This window comes from Anabaena sp. UHCC 0204 (genome assembly GCF_009711975.1).
Lineage (GTDB): Bacteria > Cyanobacteriota > Cyanobacteriia > Cyanobacteriales > Nostocaceae > Dolichospermum.
On sequence record NZ_VIKW01000002.1, the window covers coordinates 171,220 to 188,335 of the forward strand.

18 protein-coding genes and 1 riboswitch are annotated in these 17,116 nt (G+C 36.7%); of the genes, 8 read left to right on the forward strand and 10 right to left on the reverse strand.

From position 1 onward, the window contains the following. The first annotated feature begins 18 nt into the window (after positions 1-18). The 4 genes from FJR04_RS02315 to rpsU all read left to right on the forward strand — a co-directional run bounded on the left by FJR04_RS02315 (position 19) and on the right by rpsU (position 2,596). Entirely contained in the window at positions 19-876 is an 858-nt protein-coding gene (locus tag FJR04_RS02315) for a sugar kinase (RefSeq protein ID WP_168491428.1), read from the forward strand. Beyond that, the gene (locus FJR04_RS02320; RefSeq protein WP_168491429.1) at positions 873-1,727 is read left to right on the forward strand and encodes a 3'(2'),5'-bisphosphate nucleotidase CysQ; all 855 of its coding nucleotides are present in this window, start codon (positions 873-875) and stop codon (positions 1,725-1,727) included. Before FJR04_RS02315 ends, FJR04_RS02320 begins: the two co-directional genes overlap by 4 nt. Before the next feature lie 203 nt (positions 1,728-1,930). Further along, entirely contained in the window at positions 1,931-2,275 is a 345-nt protein-coding gene (locus FJR04_RS02325) for an RNA-binding protein (protein WP_168491431.1), read from the forward strand. A gap of 123 nt (positions 2,276-2,398) precedes the next feature. Beyond that, on the forward strand, positions 2,399-2,596 hold the full coding sequence (gene rpsU / locus FJR04_RS02330) for a 30S ribosomal protein S21 (RefSeq protein WP_015078697.1): 198 nt from the start codon (positions 2,399-2,401) through the stop codon (positions 2,594-2,596). Between the two features lie 192 nt (positions 2,597-2,788). Here rpsU and FJR04_RS02335 read toward each other — a convergent pair whose 3' ends face one another. The 3 genes from FJR04_RS02335 to FJR04_RS02345 all read right to left on the reverse strand — a co-directional run bounded on the left by FJR04_RS02335 (position 2,789) and on the right by FJR04_RS02345 (position 5,032). After that, positions 2,789-3,676: a hypothetical protein gene (locus FJR04_RS02335; protein ID WP_168491433.1), complete on the reverse strand. Its 888-nt coding sequence runs from the start codon at positions 3,674-3,676 to the stop codon at positions 2,789-2,791. Positions 3,677-3,736: 60 nt separating this feature from the next. After that, positions 3,737-4,246, reverse strand: coding sequence for a hypothetical protein (locus FJR04_RS02340; RefSeq protein ID WP_168491435.1), 510 nt, complete (start codon positions 4,244-4,246; stop codon positions 3,737-3,739). 138 nt (positions 4,247-4,384) lie between these two features. After that, positions 4,385-5,032, reverse strand: a complete 648-nt coding sequence (locus tag FJR04_RS02345; RefSeq protein WP_168491437.1) for a class I SAM-dependent methyltransferase — start codon at positions 5,030-5,032, stop codon at positions 4,385-4,387. Between the two features lie 112 nt (positions 5,033-5,144). Here FJR04_RS02345 and FJR04_RS02350 point away from each other — a divergent pair, with 112 nt between their 5' ends. Further along, positions 5,145-6,785 carry a glycosyltransferase family 39 protein gene (locus FJR04_RS02350; RefSeq protein ID WP_168491439.1) on the forward strand — a complete coding sequence of 547 codons (1,641 nt, stop codon included), beginning with the start codon at positions 5,145-5,147 and terminating at the stop codon, positions 6,783-6,785. 307 nt (positions 6,786-7,092) lie between these two features. Next, positions 7,093-7,923 carry a hypothetical protein gene (locus tag FJR04_RS02355; protein ID WP_168491441.1) on the forward strand — a complete coding sequence of 277 codons (831 nt, stop codon included), beginning with the start codon at positions 7,093-7,095 and terminating at the stop codon, positions 7,921-7,923. Here the strand turns inward: FJR04_RS02355 and FJR04_RS02360 are convergent. The 6 genes from FJR04_RS02360 to FJR04_RS02385 form a co-directional block, all read right to left on the reverse strand. Then, the gene (locus tag FJR04_RS02360) at positions 7,920-9,017 is read right to left on the reverse strand and encodes an ABC transporter ATP-binding protein (protein ID WP_168491443.1); all 1,098 of its coding nucleotides are present in this window, start codon (positions 9,015-9,017) and stop codon (positions 7,920-7,922) included. The two genes, FJR04_RS02355 and FJR04_RS02360, sit on opposite strands and share 4 nt — an antisense overlap. 116 nt (positions 9,018-9,133) lie before the next feature. Continuing rightward, on the reverse strand, positions 9,134-9,970 hold the full coding sequence (locus FJR04_RS02365) for an ABC transporter ATP-binding protein (RefSeq protein ID WP_168491445.1): 837 nt from the start codon (positions 9,968-9,970) through the stop codon (positions 9,134-9,136). Positions 9,971-10,013: 43 nt separating this feature from the next. Beyond that, entirely contained in the window at positions 10,014-11,456 is a 1,443-nt protein-coding gene (locus FJR04_RS02370) for an ABC transporter substrate-binding protein (protein WP_168491447.1), read from the reverse strand. 163 nt (positions 11,457-11,619) lie between these two features. Then, the gene (ntrB, locus tag FJR04_RS02375) at positions 11,620-12,471 is read right to left on the reverse strand and encodes a nitrate ABC transporter permease (RefSeq protein ID WP_168491449.1); all 852 of its coding nucleotides are present in this window, start codon (positions 12,469-12,471) and stop codon (positions 11,620-11,622) included. Between the two features lie 99 nt (positions 12,472-12,570). Then, positions 12,571-12,767: riboswitch (cyclic di-AMP (ydaO/yuaA leader) on the reverse strand. 422 nt (positions 12,768-13,189) lie between these two features. After that, positions 13,190-13,888: a ribonuclease III gene (gene rnc / locus FJR04_RS02380; RefSeq protein WP_168491451.1), complete on the reverse strand. Its 699-nt coding sequence runs from the start codon at positions 13,886-13,888 to the stop codon at positions 13,190-13,192. Between the two features lie 133 nt (positions 13,889-14,021). After that, on the reverse strand, positions 14,022-14,768 hold the full coding sequence (locus tag FJR04_RS02385; RefSeq protein WP_168491453.1) for an NYN domain-containing protein: 747 nt from the start codon (positions 14,766-14,768) through the stop codon (positions 14,022-14,024). A 590-nt stretch (positions 14,769-15,358) separates the two neighbouring features. Here FJR04_RS02385 and FJR04_RS02390 point away from each other — a divergent pair. Together FJR04_RS02390 and FJR04_RS02395 are read left to right on the forward strand one after the other, a co-directional pair. Continuing rightward, positions 15,359-15,775 carry a XisH family protein gene (locus tag FJR04_RS02390; RefSeq protein WP_168491455.1) on the forward strand — a complete coding sequence of 139 codons (417 nt, stop codon included), beginning with the start codon at positions 15,359-15,361 and terminating at the stop codon, positions 15,773-15,775. Then, positions 15,763-16,098: a XisI protein gene (locus tag FJR04_RS02395; protein ID WP_168491457.1), complete on the forward strand. Its 336-nt coding sequence runs from the start codon at positions 15,763-15,765 to the stop codon at positions 16,096-16,098. Before FJR04_RS02390 ends, FJR04_RS02395 begins: the two co-directional genes overlap by 13 nt. A 37-nt stretch (positions 16,099-16,135) precedes the next feature. Here the strand turns inward: FJR04_RS02395 and FJR04_RS02400 are convergent, their stop codons facing one another. Then, positions 16,136-16,852 carry a GUN4 domain-containing protein gene (locus tag FJR04_RS02400; RefSeq protein ID WP_168491459.1) on the reverse strand — a complete coding sequence of 239 codons (717 nt, stop codon included), beginning with the start codon at positions 16,850-16,852 and terminating at the stop codon, positions 16,136-16,138. Between the last annotated feature and the right edge of the window lie 264 nt (positions 16,853-17,116).

A 17,116-nucleotide genomic window follows, 5' to 3' on the forward strand; every position in this document is an offset into this window, starting at 1 on the left:
TAAAGTTACCAATTACCAATGATCAATTCTGCCTTATTTATAGGTTTAACTACCTTAGATCTAATTTACCTGGCTGACTCTCCTCCCCAAAATAATCAAAAGCTCGTTGCTACTGACTATACTGTAGCAGCAGGTGGTCCAGCAACAAATGCTGCTGTTACTTTCAGTCATTTAGGTAATCAAGCGACAATCTTGGGTATACTTGGTTCTCACCCCATGACAAAGCTAATTCACACAGACTTAGAAAATTACCAAGTCGCAATTATTGACTTAGATGTTGATAAAGATACACCACCACCAGTTTCTTCAATTATTGTCACACAATCTACTGGTGAAAGGGCAGTAATTTCTATTAATGCAATCAAAACCCAGGCAAATATTACCTCCATACCGCCAAATATTTTAGAAAATATTGATATTGTCTTAATTGATGGTCATCAAATAGGGGTGAGTAAAATTATTGCCCAAATTGCTAAAAACCAGAATATTCCCATTGTTATTGATGGTGGCAGTTGGAAACCAGGATTTGAGGAGATATTACCTTTTGTTGATTATGCAATTTGTTCTGCAAATTTCTATCCTCCTACTTGCCAAAATCAAGAAGATGTTTTTGCATATCTGCAAGATTTTAACATTCCTCATATTGCCATTACTCAAGGGGAAAAGCCAATTCAATATTTAATTGGTGGTCAATATGGTATTATCAACGTGCCGAAAATACAGTCCGTTGATACATTAGGCGCAGGAGATATTTTCCATGGTGCTTTCTGTCACTATATTCTTAAGACAAGTTTTACTGATGCCTTAGCTTTAGCTAGTCATATTGCTGCTGAAGCTTGCCAGTATTTTGGTACACGACGTTGGATGAATTCATGAAAGACTTATCAGAAATATTAACAATTGCGCGGGAAGTGGGTTGGGGTGCAGCCAGTTTACTCAGTTCTTATTATCACGGTACTGCCACCGAACCAAATTTAGATATCAAGTATAAAGACAATGAACCTGTTACAGTTGCCGACTTGGCTGTAAGTGAATATATCTTGTCACAGCTACAGTCAGCTTTAGGAAATGAAGACTTTGGTTATGTCAGTGAAGAAACTCATAAATCACAACAGGGAAAAAATCCTTCTGAATGGGTATGGATTATTGATCCTTTAGATGGGACAAGAGACTTTATCAATAAAACTGGGGAATATGCTATTCACATTGCCTTAGTGCAAGGGACACAGACGATGTTAGCGGTGGTAGTAGTTCCCGAAACACAAAAATTGTATTATGCTACTAGAGGCAGTGGTACTTTTATAGAAACTTCAACTGGTTCTGTACCTGTACGAGTTGACTCAAAGAAAAATATCCAAGATTTAATTTTGGTTGTTAGTCGCTCACACCGCAACGATAGGTTAGAATATTTACTACAGCATTTACCCTGTCAAAATCAAAAAGCAATTGGTAGCGTCGGTTGCAAAATTGCGGCGATTGTTGAACAGCAAGCAGATGTTTACATTTCCCTTTCTGGTAAGTCCGCACCTAAAGACTGGGATATGGCTGCTCCCGAACTAATTCTGACGGAAGCAGGTGGTAAGTTTACCCATTTTGATTGCACGCCATTAGAATACAACACCGATGATATTCATCAATGGGGTGAGTTACTGGCGAGTAATTATCAGAATCATGAGGTACTGTGTCAGGAAGCACAAAGCATCCTATCACGGTTTACTTCTCACTAAAGCAGTATTTGTAGGGGTATTTTCCTAGCAATGCTGGTAATTTTGTTGGGAAATTTTGTTCATTATGAGTTCATATTTCCATGTGGTGCTATACTTGGGGATATAAAGATTATTTTCGGTGGAGTAAGTCGTTTTAAGTTTTTTTTAAATACGTCTCTCCGAATCTAACTCTCTACACTCTCTGATTTGGGAGACCCTCGTCTATGTCGATTTACGTTGGTAATTTGTCCTATCAGGTAACAGAAGAAGACCTGAAACGGGCTTTTGCGGAGTACGGAACGGTTAGTCGCGTGCAGCTACCTACAGACCGGGAAACTGGTCGTCCACGGGGTTTTGCCTTTGTGGAAATGGAGAAAGAAACAGAAGAAGCCGCAGCCATTGAAGCCCTTGATGGTGCTGAATGGATGGGTCGTGATCTGCGAGTAAACAAAGCTAAACCCCGCGAAGACAGAGGTTCTTCTCGCGGCGGTGGCGGCGGAAGTTGGAGCAATCGCGGTGGCGGCGGAGATCGCAGTGGCGGTAGTGGCGGCGGTGGTCGTCGCTATTAAGTCTGTTTAAAAAAATTAACATCTAGAGTATCCAGCAGATACAGCCCTGGTCTAAACGCTGCTGGAATATTTTATTTTAGCTCTAGTCGGCAAATATTGATTTAGCATTAAGGAGAAACGAAAATGACACAAGTGGTTTTAGGTGAAAATGAAGGTATTGAGTCAGCATTGCGAAGATTTAAGCGGGAAGTTTCTAAGGCGGGAATTTTCCAAGATATGCGGAAAAAGCGTCACTTTGAAACACCTTTAGAAAAAGAAAAACGCAAAGCGATCGCTAGACACAAACAACGCCGTCAACAACGTTCTCGCTTCAAACGATAAATTTTTAGTCATACCGGCTAAAACTGGAAATCCTCTCAGGATTTCCTTTAATCTACGATAGATTTTAATTAAATTATTATTACTAAAAAAGTCTTTTCATTAGGGCTAAAAGTCAGGAAAAAATGCTATTGGAGTTGATTAGGGGCGAGTTTATCTTGCCCCTAAGTTGTTTTTTGAACAATAGATTAACTGCTAGATTTCAGCTATTGCTCGTTCAATTAAACGTCGTGCTAAAGTCTGCGTTCCTGTGTGTTCATAGTAATTTGTAGACATATCTAGAAATGCTGCTACATAGTCCAATTTATCATCAGCAACGTCTAGAAAACCTTTGAAATGACCCAAGACTGATTGTGCTGTTAAAGCATTAGCGGAGACAATACCATTCATCCAACCTTTAACAGAATCTAGACTATTACCAAGAAAGTCCATTTTCCCACCAATACCGTTACCAGGAATGGCATCTTGCATAGTTGCAAAAGTTGAGTTTTGTTGTAACTCTTGGGGTTTCATTTGACTGAGCATTGATAATGACTTATCAATAAAATCTGGACCAAGGGGAATTAAACCATCAACACAAATTAACGCCACCATGCGGATAAGTGACTCGCCACCATACTCACCTAAAGCACCGACAAAATCACCAATACTGTCACCGGGAATGCCATTAATTTGGCAAAAAGCAACTAATTCAGCAACTATTTTTAAGGTGAGATCGATGGTTTGAGCTTTGTCTGCTTTAGGAGTAATAGAGTTTAAAAAACCGAAGAGAGGAATTGCTTCACCAACTTTGTTAGCTAAAGCTGCTGCACCCAAAGCTCTATCTGTAGAGTCAACTGTTTGATAAAGCCAGAGGGCAGTTTGATATCCTTGGGATTTATCATTAAACAGATAAATCGCTCTTTCGCCAATTTGTTGAATTAAGTCTTCGTCATCTTCACCTGTCACAGTTTTAATGGTATTGACAAAACCGACAGTGTTTTTCCACTCACCAGGAGCAACAAAATCTAAAGCATTTAGTAGAGAAATTGTCAATCCCTTGGTAGGAAGTTCATCAACTAACTCGAAAATTGGTTTACTCACAAAAGTCTCCTTATCAATGTTTTGTATTAACGTCCGTTGTTAGTTAGGGAAGTGGTGAAACTATTTCAACTTTTCTAAACCACTAAGATTGAATCTTTCTATCCATGCTGCGCGATCGCTCGCTGTAAATGATGGATCTTTAGAAATTACTTTCACTTGGTACTTATTCACCAAAACCGAAGTTTGGGTTTTACCAAGTTCTACTGCGGGATAACCACCAATTTTTTTGGAGCTATTAGCAAATTTTGATGCTGCTGCTGGTGTGCTACTCGTATCAGAAATAGCCAATTGGGCAACTACTTTATCGCCTTTTTTCAAATTGGCTTCTGAAAAGCCTTTCTTTTCTTGAGTATAAACTCGATTATAGCCATCTCCGCCACTAGGGAAGAACGCATTTAACTTACTCCCCTGAGTCGCATCTTTAACAACAGCCTGTCCGCTTTTTTTCTGGGTACTTTCCTGTTGTACCTGATCAAAACGACTAGGTGCTTTTGTAGCACAAGCTGTAGTCAGTAACATCACTGATAGTAATACAGCCGCTAATACTTTCTGCCCACGCTTTGTAAACATTTTTGGCTTCTCCTAAATACTTGAGCTTATTAGGCAATTATCAACTCTGCCGTCACCCACAAGCCAGAAAATTTACTTTTATATAACTATTCAAGGTATTGATAATCACCAATATTTAATAGTTAGTGTAGTATAATACTAGGTTAGACGATGAGCTATCACCGCATATAAAGGATCTCCACCCGGTACTCCTAACCACTGTAAAAAACTTGGTGCTGTTGACCTTTGAGCAATAACTTCTGGGGTTGTAAATCCCGGTACTGACGTAAAGTAGCCCTTGACCAATTCTACTCTAAAAGCTTCCGAACCATCGCGCCAAGCTTGAATTGCTTTTTGAAAAAACATCCGGTTAGAAAAACTAATAATTGCTATTCCACCCGGTTTAAGAATGCGATGTATTTCTGAAAATATCGCCTCTGGGTATTGAATATATTGAACAGAAACACAGTTAATAACAGCATCAAAGTCTTGATCTGGGAAAGGTAACTGCGGATTTGTGTTGATATTTTGCACAAAATAATGATTTAATTGAGCATTTCGGGCTAGTTCCTCCGCGTTGAGTCCATGGCCTTCCACATGGGCAAAATCTATATCTGTGGGTAGATGCGATACCCAACTACTCATTAAATCAAGAATACGCGTCTGAGGTTGGAGTCGCTGACTATACAAATCCGTTAATTGCTGAATAAAACCATCATCTACATGAGTGACAAAGCGAGGGTAACTGTAGAATAACTGATCATCTGAGTCATCTAACTTAATGCGTTGATCTGGTTTAAGAAGCATAAACGTCTTATTTGTACAAGTTGAGAATTTTGGCTAGTATTTGCATTGAATGAGTTAGTATCATAACGCAAATTATTTTACCCATGTAAAAATTGATATTTATAATCTATCAATGTTTTTTAAATCACCCCTAATTTTAGCTTTTTGGCAATTACTTTGGCGATTTTGGCAACTTCCATATAGCAAATTGTTAATTTGGTTAATACCTTTATTACTATTTACATCTGGAGAAACCAGTCTTATGGCTCATGACGAAGCCCTGTATGCTGGAAGAGCAAGACAAATGTTCGAGACTGGTGACTGGGTAGCTCCTTGGGGTAATGCTCATCATAAAACGCCTGGTTTCTATTGGTTGATTGCTATTTTTTATCAGCTATTTGGTATTAGTGATTTTACGGCAAGAATGCCTACCATGATTGCTGGTATTATTAGTATATTCATTATCTATGAAGTCGGGAAAATACTATTAAATAAACAATTAGCATTTCTAGCAATTATTATTTTAAATATACAATTTCTCTGGTTACAGTATTGTCGTTTATCCGCACCAGATATACCAAGTATATTCCTAGTATTCGTTGCTATTTTTTGTTTACTAAAATCTGATATAGATCCTCGAAAACGATTTCTTTATGGTTTTATTGCTGGGTTAAGTTTTAGCTTAGGTTTTTTGCTCAGAAGCTTAATGATTTTTTTGCCTATGATGGCATTATCACCTTATTTAATTATCAATCATAACCGTCATCGCCATTTAACTAACCCCATGTTGTATTTAGGGTTTTTAGTGGGTTTAATTCCTACAGTAGCTTGGCTTTATTTTAGCTGGTTGCGTTATGGTAGCAATAGTATTGGGGCTTTATTGGGATTTGTTGTAGAACTAGGTAGCAAGGAACAACATAAAAATGGCATTTTGTTTTATGTTTGGAATCTATCTTTAAAATCTTTTCCTTGGTTCTTTTTTAGTTTATTGGGATTAGTATTAGTCATTCGTCGTTCTATGTCTGCTTATTCACTAATATTAATAGGTTTCCCAATTATCTTATTTATTGAACTTAGTATATTTACAACTCGGTTATCCCATTATAGTCTTTGTCTTTATCCATTTATCGCTTTTCTGGCTGCGGTGGGTTTAGATTGGTTAGGAAAAATTTACCAAAAAGGATTTGCAGATAAATTTCCATCTAGTAATATGGGTTTTTTAACCCGAAATTTTAGTTATGCTTGGGGAATATTAGGCATCATTTTAATATTAGCTGGAATAGGTATTTTAATATGGGGTGATGTAGAAATTCACAAATATGCAATTCTGTCTATTATTTCTGGGTTTGGTAACTTAATTACACCATTGGTATGGATAGGAAATTTTCACTACCAACAAAAGTTTCTTAATGCTAAATATTGGCTAGGTGGATTGTTAGTTAGCTGTTGGTTATCCTTAGCTACAGCCGGGATTTTGGGTTTATTAGGAGATTTTAACCCAAAATTTAGAGTATTTTACCAACAAGAATCAATTGCTGGGATTTTAGAGAATTATCCCATTAATTTTGTTAAAAATAGCCAATTTGGTGATAAAGAATCTGTGCTAATTCAATTCTATACTCCTAAATATGGTGAAAGTGTAGATTCAATATCTCAGTTATCTAGTTTAAGCTATGCTTGGATTTATCAACCAAGTTCTGGTAATTCACCAACAAATTATCGGGTAATTGGTAGTTTTAAAGATTATCAATTAATTCAGGTTTTACCTGAGTAATAAGTAGTCGGACAAAATTAAATTCACTCGTTGAGAGAGGGAACAGAAAAATCAGTTGTGTCAGTAACTAGACCAAAATAAATCAACTTAGATTAAGTAATGTAAAAAATATTGAGATGCTTTGGTAGTAAGGGCTGAAGCCCTTAAATAAGGACTAAAGTCCTCACTACAAACCGGGAATTATTTAGTCCGTTCTACTTAATTAATTCTGTCCAATTACTTAAAAATACAGTTACAAAAAATGAAGATACTTGTAAATCAAGTTAAATATGTTGTAATTAATAATAAGTCTTAATACTAACTGATCATGAAAAAATTAATTTCCACAGTTTCTTTAATTATTACCTGTATATCAATAGTAAGTTGTGGTAGCGCATCAAGTGATATAGATGCGAGTAATACTGTCAAACAAAGTCAAACAGAATCTTCTCCAGCAACCGCAACTCAGGAAGAGGAAAATAATCAAGAAGATCCTCAAAAGCCTGTCCGCGAAAATCTAGCTAGTACGGTAAACAACAATAATACTACTACGAAAAATGCCGATAAACAACCAAAAGTAGGGATAGTTAAGGAGTTAGTGAATGGTGATTTGCTATGTTACGTTACTCTGGTAGATGAAAAAGGAATTGAACATAATGTTGGCGCGACTTTTGAAATTTGTGAGGAGGAAAAAAAATTCCTCAATAAAAAAATACGTGCTGTTTATGAAATAGAATCAGTTAGTGATTGTGAAAGTATAGAACCTTGTGGTAAAACTCGCCAAGAATCCATTATTACTAAAATGGAAGTTGTCAATGAAGATTCCCGCAAACAATCTGAAAGTAGTAATTCACAAACTTTAAGTAATGGGGAATGGACGATTACACTCGGTAATACAGATTCTTGGAATGGGGTTAATGGTACAGGAAATGTGAGTTATCAAGGATGTGATGCTAATGGTAAATGTCTCAAATTGACAGGTGGTAAAATTTCCTGTCGAGATGGTAAATGTGTTACAGGTTGGGTAAATGGAGATTATGTTTACATTTTAGAACAACCGATTACTGAAGAAGGAAATGCTTCTCCAACTTTGAGAGTCAGAAAAGATGATAACGAGATTTTGAAAGCTACGGGATTTAAAGTTGTATCTGGTAATTAAGCTGGAAAAATTCTTGCACCAGTTTGACAGTTAAATACAAATAACTGATTTAGGTCTAATTGTAAGTTCAATTTTTCTCCAGGATGCAAACGGATATTGCCACCAATCTGCACATTCAAAAACCAGGAACAACCAGGTAAACTGGCACGAATTAAAGTTTCTCTTCCTAATGGTTCAACCACTTTCACATCTGCAAATAATCCTTCTGAATTTTCCTCTTTTTGCTCTTGATTAAGATGAAAGTGTTCAGGACGAATACCTAAATTATAACTTTCGCCTGAGTTTAAATGCAATTTTTCTTGTAAATCGGGAGGAATTGCTAATATCTGCCCACTAATATTAAAATTATCACCATGATAGATAGCGGGAAGAATATTCATTGGTGGATTACCTAAAAAACTGGCTACCATTTCATTAGCAGGTAAAGCATAAATACTTTGAGGATCACCAATTTGTTGAATTCTCCCTTGATTAAGGACGACAATTTTATCAGCTAAAGTCATGGCTTCAACTTGATCATGGGTGACGTAAATTGTCGTAATTCCTAGTTGTTGATGTAGCTGTTTTAATTCGGCTCTGGTATCATCTCGTAATTGGGCATCTAAATTAGATAAAGGTTCATCAAGTAAAAATAATTGAGCTTGACGAGCGATCGCTCTTCCTAATGCTACTCGTTGTTGTTGTCCTCCTGAAAGCTGTTTGGGTTTTCTGTCTAAAAGATGTTCTAGAGAAAGCGATCGCGCTACCGTTAATACTCGTTCTTTAATAGTTTTCGGAGCAACCTGACGCATTTGTAACCCAAAAGCGATATTCTCGGCTACCGTCATGTGTGGATATAGGGCATAGTTTTGAAATACCATGGCTATATCGCGTTGTCGTGCAGGAACATCATTAACCAGGCGATCGCCTATATACAAATTACCAGATGTCGCAGTTTCTAAACCAGCTATAGTTCGCAAAATCGTTGATTTACCGCAACCAGACGGACCAACTAAAACCCAAAACTCACCATCGGGAATTTCCAAGCTAATATCTTCAATAGCGGTGACGTTGTTGAATTTACGCTTGATATTTTCGAGTAGAACTTTTGCCATTATGAAATTGATTAGTTGTATTTAATTTACCCAATTATAAGGGAATATTAAATCAAAAATCAATTATCAACTAGAGACGTTCTGCCGGAACGTCTCTACAGACTCCTGCTGTAATATTATTCATCTACTGTAAAATTTTCGTCGAGAAAATTTAGAGCCTGGTTGCGGAGTTCAAAATATTCTTTGGAATTACGCATTGCTATTCTATCTCTAGGACGCTGAAAGGGAACTTTTAAAATTTTTCCTATCTTTGCAGATGGTCCATTAGTCATCAAAACAATGCGATCGGACATATAAATTGCTTCGTCTACATCATGAGTAATCATCATTACCGCTTGACGATGATTTTCCCAAATATCTAATACTTGACGTTGCAATTTACCGCGAGTCAAGGCATCCAAAGCCCCAAAAGGTTCATCCATTAATAACATTTTCGGACGAATTGCTAAAGCTCTAGCAATACCAACTCTTTGTTTCATTCCTCCAGAAATTTCATCAGGATATTTATCTGCTGCTGCTATTAAATTTACCATTGCTAAGTGTTCATTGACAATGCTAATTCTTTCGGCACGATTAGCTTTTTTTAACACTTCATCTACAGCTAACCGAATATTTTCGCGCACAGTTAACCAAGGTAAGAGAGAATAATTTTGAAATACCATCATCCTATCTGCACCTGGTTTACGGATCTCTATGCCATCTAAACGAACTGATCCAGATGTGGCTGTTTGAAACCCACCGATAATCTTCAGTAATGTTGATTTACCACAACCAGAATGACCTATTACAGAAATATATTCATCTTCACCAATTGTTAGATTAACACCATCTAAAGCAACATACTCACCTTTGTCTGGTGTGGGATAAGACTTGACCAAATTTTCTATTTCCAAAAATCCATGACGGGGCATAGTTTCTGTATAATTGCGGTATGGTGAAACTGTATATTTCATGATCATTTCTCCTGGATATTGTTAACTATTTGCTTGGATTTATTTAAGACATAAAGAAGCGACTAGGAGCATTAGCTCGGATGGCAAAACTATTAAGATATCCTACGGGATCACTAGGATCAAATCCTTTTTTATCTATAAACACTTCTGGAGGTTCAACTTTATAATCTTCCTGGGGACATTGAATACCCATTTCTGCGGCTATCTCTCGATATAAATCTGTTCTCCAACCTTTTGCCGCTATTTGGTCTGCATTTTTAGGCATTTCCTTGATTTGTCCCCAACGGACAGCTTGAGTCATTAACCAAATGCTTTGAGAACGCCATAAAAATGTAGAATCTTCTGCTTTTTCATGAGGAACATTATTAGGAATTTCCGAGAAAATTGTCGTGTCTTCAGCTTTGATAGTCCTGTTTTTACCATCAAAACCACCATAGTTATAATTGCCAATAATTCCCGGTCCAGTAAACTTAGTCATAGGAACACCTGAATTTTTGGGTTTTGCCCCAGTAAATGAGCGTTCTGTGAGTAATTCGGCTACTTCTTGATGATTTTCTGGTTTGCCACAATATTGACAAGCTTCTATCATTGCTTTCACCAAAGAACGGTAAGTTTTGGGATAATTGACGATAAAAGATTCCATTACTCCTAGTAGTCTGTCTGGGTGTCCTTGCCAAATTTCCTTACCTTGGGCGAAGGTAAAACCGATACCTTCATTACCTGTAATTGCTCTGGTGTTCCATGGTTCGGCAACCATGTAAGCTTGCATTGCGCCAATTCTCATGTTTGTCACCATTTGCGGTGGAGAAACAATAATCACCCGAAATTCCTTCAGAGGATCTATTCCCGCCGCAGCAGATATATAGCGAACAAAGTATTCATAAATAGCGGAACTGAGGACGACAGCCCAAACTTTCTTGTCTGGGGATTGTGTATCAAAATAGCCCCGAAAGTCCTTTCCAAAGGCTGCTAAAGCCCCATCACCGTATTTTTGCTGGTATTCAAACCAAGGACGTATTCCAAAGTCCCACATTTCTTTGTTCATGGTCATGGCGTTACCATGACGGTGTAAGGTCATCGCTGCACATAAGGGGGCATGACGCGCCCCTTCTGCGCCAATTCTGGCGTTGGTGACAGCACCAGAAACGACGGGTGCAGCATCAAGACGACCGAAAATTAAACCGTCGCGGGAGTTTCCCCAACTAGCTTCACGGCTGAGTTTGACATTTAAGCCATATTTGCGGAAGAATCCTTTTTTCCAAGCGATCGCAAATGGCGCACAATCATTTACAGGTACATAACCAACGGTAATATTGGGTTTTTCTAAGTCTTGAGGTTTAACTAAGGGTTCTACAGCTAATGCTGCTTCTGTCAATCCTGTAGCCGATTTATCTTTTGATATTCCACAGGATGATAAAGCTAAACCCGCAGTCATTAAACCGATTCCCTGAATAAAGTCTCTGCGTTTCCAATGATTTTCACTCATGGTTGTATACCATTATTGGATTGTACAAAAATTGCTGGATTAGCTGTGCAGCTTTCCATCTATCGCCATCATTTTTCAAATTGGTATCAATGATTCATTAATTCAGATCAGACTCAGACGCAAACTCGAATTGCGTCTTGCAGTTTTTTTTCAACAAATTGTATTACTTCAAACTTCCTGGACGGTGGGTAACTAATTCTTGAATTTTGCCCAAACCATAATCTAAAACTAAGCCAGTTAAACCAATGACAATTACAGCCAAAAATACAGAACTGAGATTTAAACGACTCCATTCATCCCAGACAAAAAAGCCGATTCCTACACCACCTGTGAGCATTTCTACAGCCACAATTACTAACCAAGCAATTCCTAAACTAATTCGCAATCCTGTAAAAATATAGGGCAAACTGGCAGGCCAAATAATTTTGGTAATTTGTCGCCATCTTGGCATTTCCAAGACTTGCGCTACATCTAAATAATCTTTTGGTACACTAGAAACTCCCAATGCCGTATTAATAATAGTTGGCCACAGAGAGGTAATGAAAATTACAAAAATAGCAGAAGGATCTGCCAAATTGAACAGAGATAAAGAAATCGGCAACCAAGCTAAGGGTGATACTGGTTTCAAAATCTGAATAATGGGATTGAAAGCCAGCATTGCCGGTCTAGATGTTCCTATCCAAAACCCCAAGGGAACTGCTACTAATACACCTAAACCAAATCCTAAAATTACCCTGTACAAACTTGCTAATAATAACCAGCCAATTCCTAAGTCACCTGGACCTCTTTGATAAAATGGATGTAAGATATACTCCCAATTAGCAATTAAAGCTTCTAATGGTGTGGGCATTAATTCATGATTAGCAAGTGCTACCACCCACCACAATAAAATAATTCCTAAAAAGCCCAATGCTGGGTATAGGAAAGTATCCTGAAAAATTACAGGTTTGGTTTTTTTCCAAACAGCTTGTCCAGCAACTGCAATGACAGCAGCTACATTTAATTGAAATATCATCTATTTCACCTCAACAGAGTTAAGCGTGGGTACGAAAACATTAACTAGTACCAACCTTGGACACTGATGAGATCAGAATATAATCAAAATTCTGTCTCTTCAGTCTCCTCTCAGTGCCTACGAAGTTAGCTGACGGGCTAGGGTTGAGAGATCCCCTTTTTTGCTCAATTTTGAATTTTTTTGAGTTACAAACCTCAAATTACTAAACTAAATCAAGACAAAAATACGCCCCACAATTTGGTTCCTCCGTTCCAGTACGGCTGATTGTGATGTACTGGACTAGGCTGACTTACTCGAAATTAATGATAGCACCTTAACATTGATGTTTCGTCATAACATCAGTATTGAGAATAAATATTTGTTACTTAACTACTAGATTTTTTGGGTATCCTAGATTTTGAGTATTAATTCTTAAGCTATAGTTGTCATACGAGCAAATCTTTATCCATAGGCATATACTAGATAATTAGATTTACTAAATTTAAATAACTGGATTTTAGCCAAGTATTAGCTGATAAAAGTGATAATATCATAGCTAAATGGGTGATAGCTGTTCGTTAATATAAACAGATAGAAAGTGCTGACAATCTATCTTTTAGTGCAATTAAAAATCACATTCCATATATATTTTTACCTTTGCAAATGGAAATTAAAGAAAGTTGATTTCGCTCAAAGATACAAAATATATTTTTCCAGCTTTGAGTAAAATCAACAATTATCAATCTAATAAACCCTGTTTTTTCAATTTAGCTAAAGCATCTTCAGCAGCAGCTTTTTCTGCTTCTTTTTTATTGCGTCCTTTACCTGTTCCGTGCAATTCGGATATTCCATTAACTACTTCAAATACCTTAGATACAAATACTGGTGCGTGAGAGGGTCCGTCAACTTGTTCTGTAACATATTTGGGAGGAGTTGTGTTACCTTGAGCTTGTACCCATTCTTGAAAGCGATTTTTTGAATCTACATTTGAACGAATTTCCACAATATGTTTTGAGGCAGAATCAAATAATTCTTTAACTATGGGACGCAGTGGTTCAACATTACAATTATTATCTAAATAATAAGCACCAATTACAGCTTCAAAGGTGCTACTAAGTAAATTAGGATTGTGATATCCTCCATCTAAAATTGCCCCTTGTCCTAATCGCATTCTAAAATCTAAACCTACTTCAATGGCAAATTTTGCTAGTTGTTTTTCTTCTACTAATGCGGAACGAAGACGAGTTAATTCATCTTCTCCTTTTTTCGGGTGAAGACGATAAAGGTATTCTCCACTCAAGAAGTTAAGGATAGCATCACCTAAAAATTCTAAGCGTTCGTTATGTTCCCCTTCTCCTGGGTTTTCGTTAACATAAGAACGGTGGGTTAATGCTTGACGCAGGAGTTTTTCGTTTTGGAATGTTAGAAGTTTGTGCATTTTATTTTTTAGTTTTGTTGGTAAGATGAATTTTATTTAAACATGAAAAAACCGCATCTTGCGGTTATCATAAACCAGTTATTTTCATAAACTGGGATTTTAAAGTTTTTACAACCAATGTCCAGAGTGGATTTTAGGCAGCTATTTGATTTAATTCAATTAAAAACAACTCCTGATTTTGTTTTTTAACTTTACCTTCCTTGACAGCCATATCCACAAATTGTCCAAAGCTTTTAATTTTTTTACCATTTGGTGTAGATATTGAAGCAACTCCTTGATATTTGGAAAATAGTTTACGCATCAATTTACCAATATGGCTATAGTCTGTAGGTTGATTTTGTCTTATTGCATTTTCAACAGTTGCAATCAAACAATCCACAGCTTCATTATAACTAATCTGACAATTTATGACTGTGGTTTGAGGTTCGGTTTTTTCTCCAACAAATTTATGTAAGTCATCTATGAAGTAAAATTCATCCGCCACATCTTTTAGACTTTTCTTAGCATTACCTTCTCTGGCAAAGATTATCACATATTTACCTTGATCTCGTAACATTTTAACACAATTCACGAAATCTCCATCTCCTGAAACCAAGATAAATGCATCTGGTGAATTATCGCTGTAAATATCATCAAGTAAATCAGATTTGATTTGATTATCTACAGCATTTTTTAAGGGAAAAGCAACATCTACTATTTTCACAATTTGTTGAAAATCAGATGCTAAACTCCATTTAGCAAAATTTCTTCCTGATGAATTAGTGTATATCCTTTGGCTGATTACACGATCTTTTTTTAATGTAACAAATTCTATCAATTTGGTTGATAGATCAGAAGTTGCATGAACGTTCTCAGAATCCCAACAGATAGAAACTTTCATTTTGTTAATTCCTGAATTTGTTTAGTGGAAATTAACAGCTTTAACAAATCACACATCTATAGCAATTTAACTAGATGAAAGAAAAACTAAAAAATTAGTTTCATCTCATTTAGTTCCTCATGTTAATCAGTTTCAGTCTCAGTATTAGGATTCATTGTTGATAAATCCCGGTTGGTGAGTACGATGAACACTTACCAAAGTTCATACACCTTATTTTTAGCATTACATCAATTGTTTAACAAATTGGACACTATATTTGTGGCAGGTTTGATTACAATTGGGTGTAACGGACTAAATAATGGTGCAATAAAACATTAAAGCAAGTGTTTATCGTACCCAACAACCGGGACTTGTCAACAATGAATCCTACCGCTGAGACAACTACCGACACTTAGGGGTTAGAGTCTCACTTAAGATTGCAGTTGTTTAACTGTCTTGTTTATACACTGACATAGTGAATCTGGAATGTCAATACTGAATTTCAATTTAAAAATAAGCAGCTTTTTATACTATCGAGTAGTCTGATTTATTTCTGTAAGGTGAGATAAAATTTATTATAATAATAAATAAAAATACTAAATTTAAAACGAATGCCAGCTAAAGATATTTTTCATGATGCTGTTAGAAAAGGATTAGAAAAAGAGGGTTGGGTAATCACAGATGATCCTTTGAGGATTGAAATTGGTGATGTAGAAATGTATATTGATCTTGGGGCTGAGGAAATTCTAGCTGCTGAAAGAACTGGAGAAAAAATAGCAGTTGAAATTAAGAGTTTTACTGGTACATCGAATATTTCTCAATTTCATACAGCCGTTGGACAGTTTTTTAATTATCGTTTCGCATTAGAAAATAAAGCACCAGAAAGAGTTTTATATTTGGCTGTCCCTTTAGGAGTTTATCACGCTTTCTTTCAATTGCAATTTATCAAAACAGTTATCGAGCATTATCAACTTAAAATCATTGTTTATGATCCGATTGAGGAGGCAATTGTAGAATGGAAAAACTAAAGCAATATCAAAATTATGTTCAACAAGTTATTAGAGAGTATGCTCAAATAGGTTCAACTAAGGACGAGATTGAACAACAACTGATTTTTGATCCTGTTGGTAATCATTATCAGTTAATGTATGTTGGTTGGAAAAACAGACGCAGACAGCATGGTTGTCTTTTGCATCTTGATATTAAAAACGACAAGATTTGGATACAACATGATGGAACTGAAATTGGGATTGCAGATGAATTAGTTAAATTGGGAGTACCAAAAGAGGATATTGTTTTGGCTTTTCATGAGCCTTTAATGAGACAATATACAGGTTTTGCAGTTGGTTAATTTCAGATCCTCGACTTCAAAGAAGTCGGGGATATAACTACTTATTCCAAGCTGGATGACACAATAAAGAAGACATCACCCGCACACCACGCAATTGATTAGACAAGGGTAAATGACCTCTAGGGGCGCTTAAATCCCAAGTGAATTCATGGGGGTATCTTGTCCAGTTATTACCACTTTTCCAGCCAATTTTTGGCCAGAGATTAACCCAATTTTTACTTAAACCTAACCAAATTTCGCGCTGTACTGAAAAGCCAAATTTACCTTCTGAGTGGACTACCCAGAGATGATTAATGGTGTGTAAGTCTTGAATTGGTAAATTTTCTACTTCTGTGAAATACAGCCATTTCCGTTGTACTGCTTGAGAACCGGCTGCTTCACACATCTTTTGAATTGTCAAGAGATCGGCAGCTTGAAAATCTTGATCTGCAAGTAGCTTTTGCAAAGAATTGTAACTGATCCCACAGTCCGATTTTAGAGGTACAATTCCTTCAGGGAAGTTAGTTTGGAGAAATTCTTGACTTGTCGGTGCATCAGTATTGTAGATGACTTGGTAGACTTTGCCATCAATCCAAGTTGCTGGAGCGTCACGACGGCTTAGTAAAAATTCCTTCAAGATATCTAACCCATCATTACCCAAGTCAGCTAACTGCGGGATGATTTGTTGTTGGACTTTTTCGGACCCAGCGATTAACTTTTGGCGAAGGGAGTCGAGATCATTTGTAGTGCCTGATACAATCATTGGGTCTGTCATGCCATTACTCGTGTTAGCGTGAGCGTGAATAAACTATCTATTGCTATCGGTTATTCTACAAAATGAAGTACAAATAGCGAAAAGTAGTTTACTCCAAATCTTGGGGAAAATTTGCAAGCCTCTTGAGTATGTAACTGAAAAAATGACTCACGGTGGCTTTAGCGAAATCTCAGCCAACAATACTTTATCAGGTAAAGTAGGGGATGATCTGCGCCTCATGACTAAGGAGTTCACAAATCCAGGAGTTACAGAATACAAAAGTTA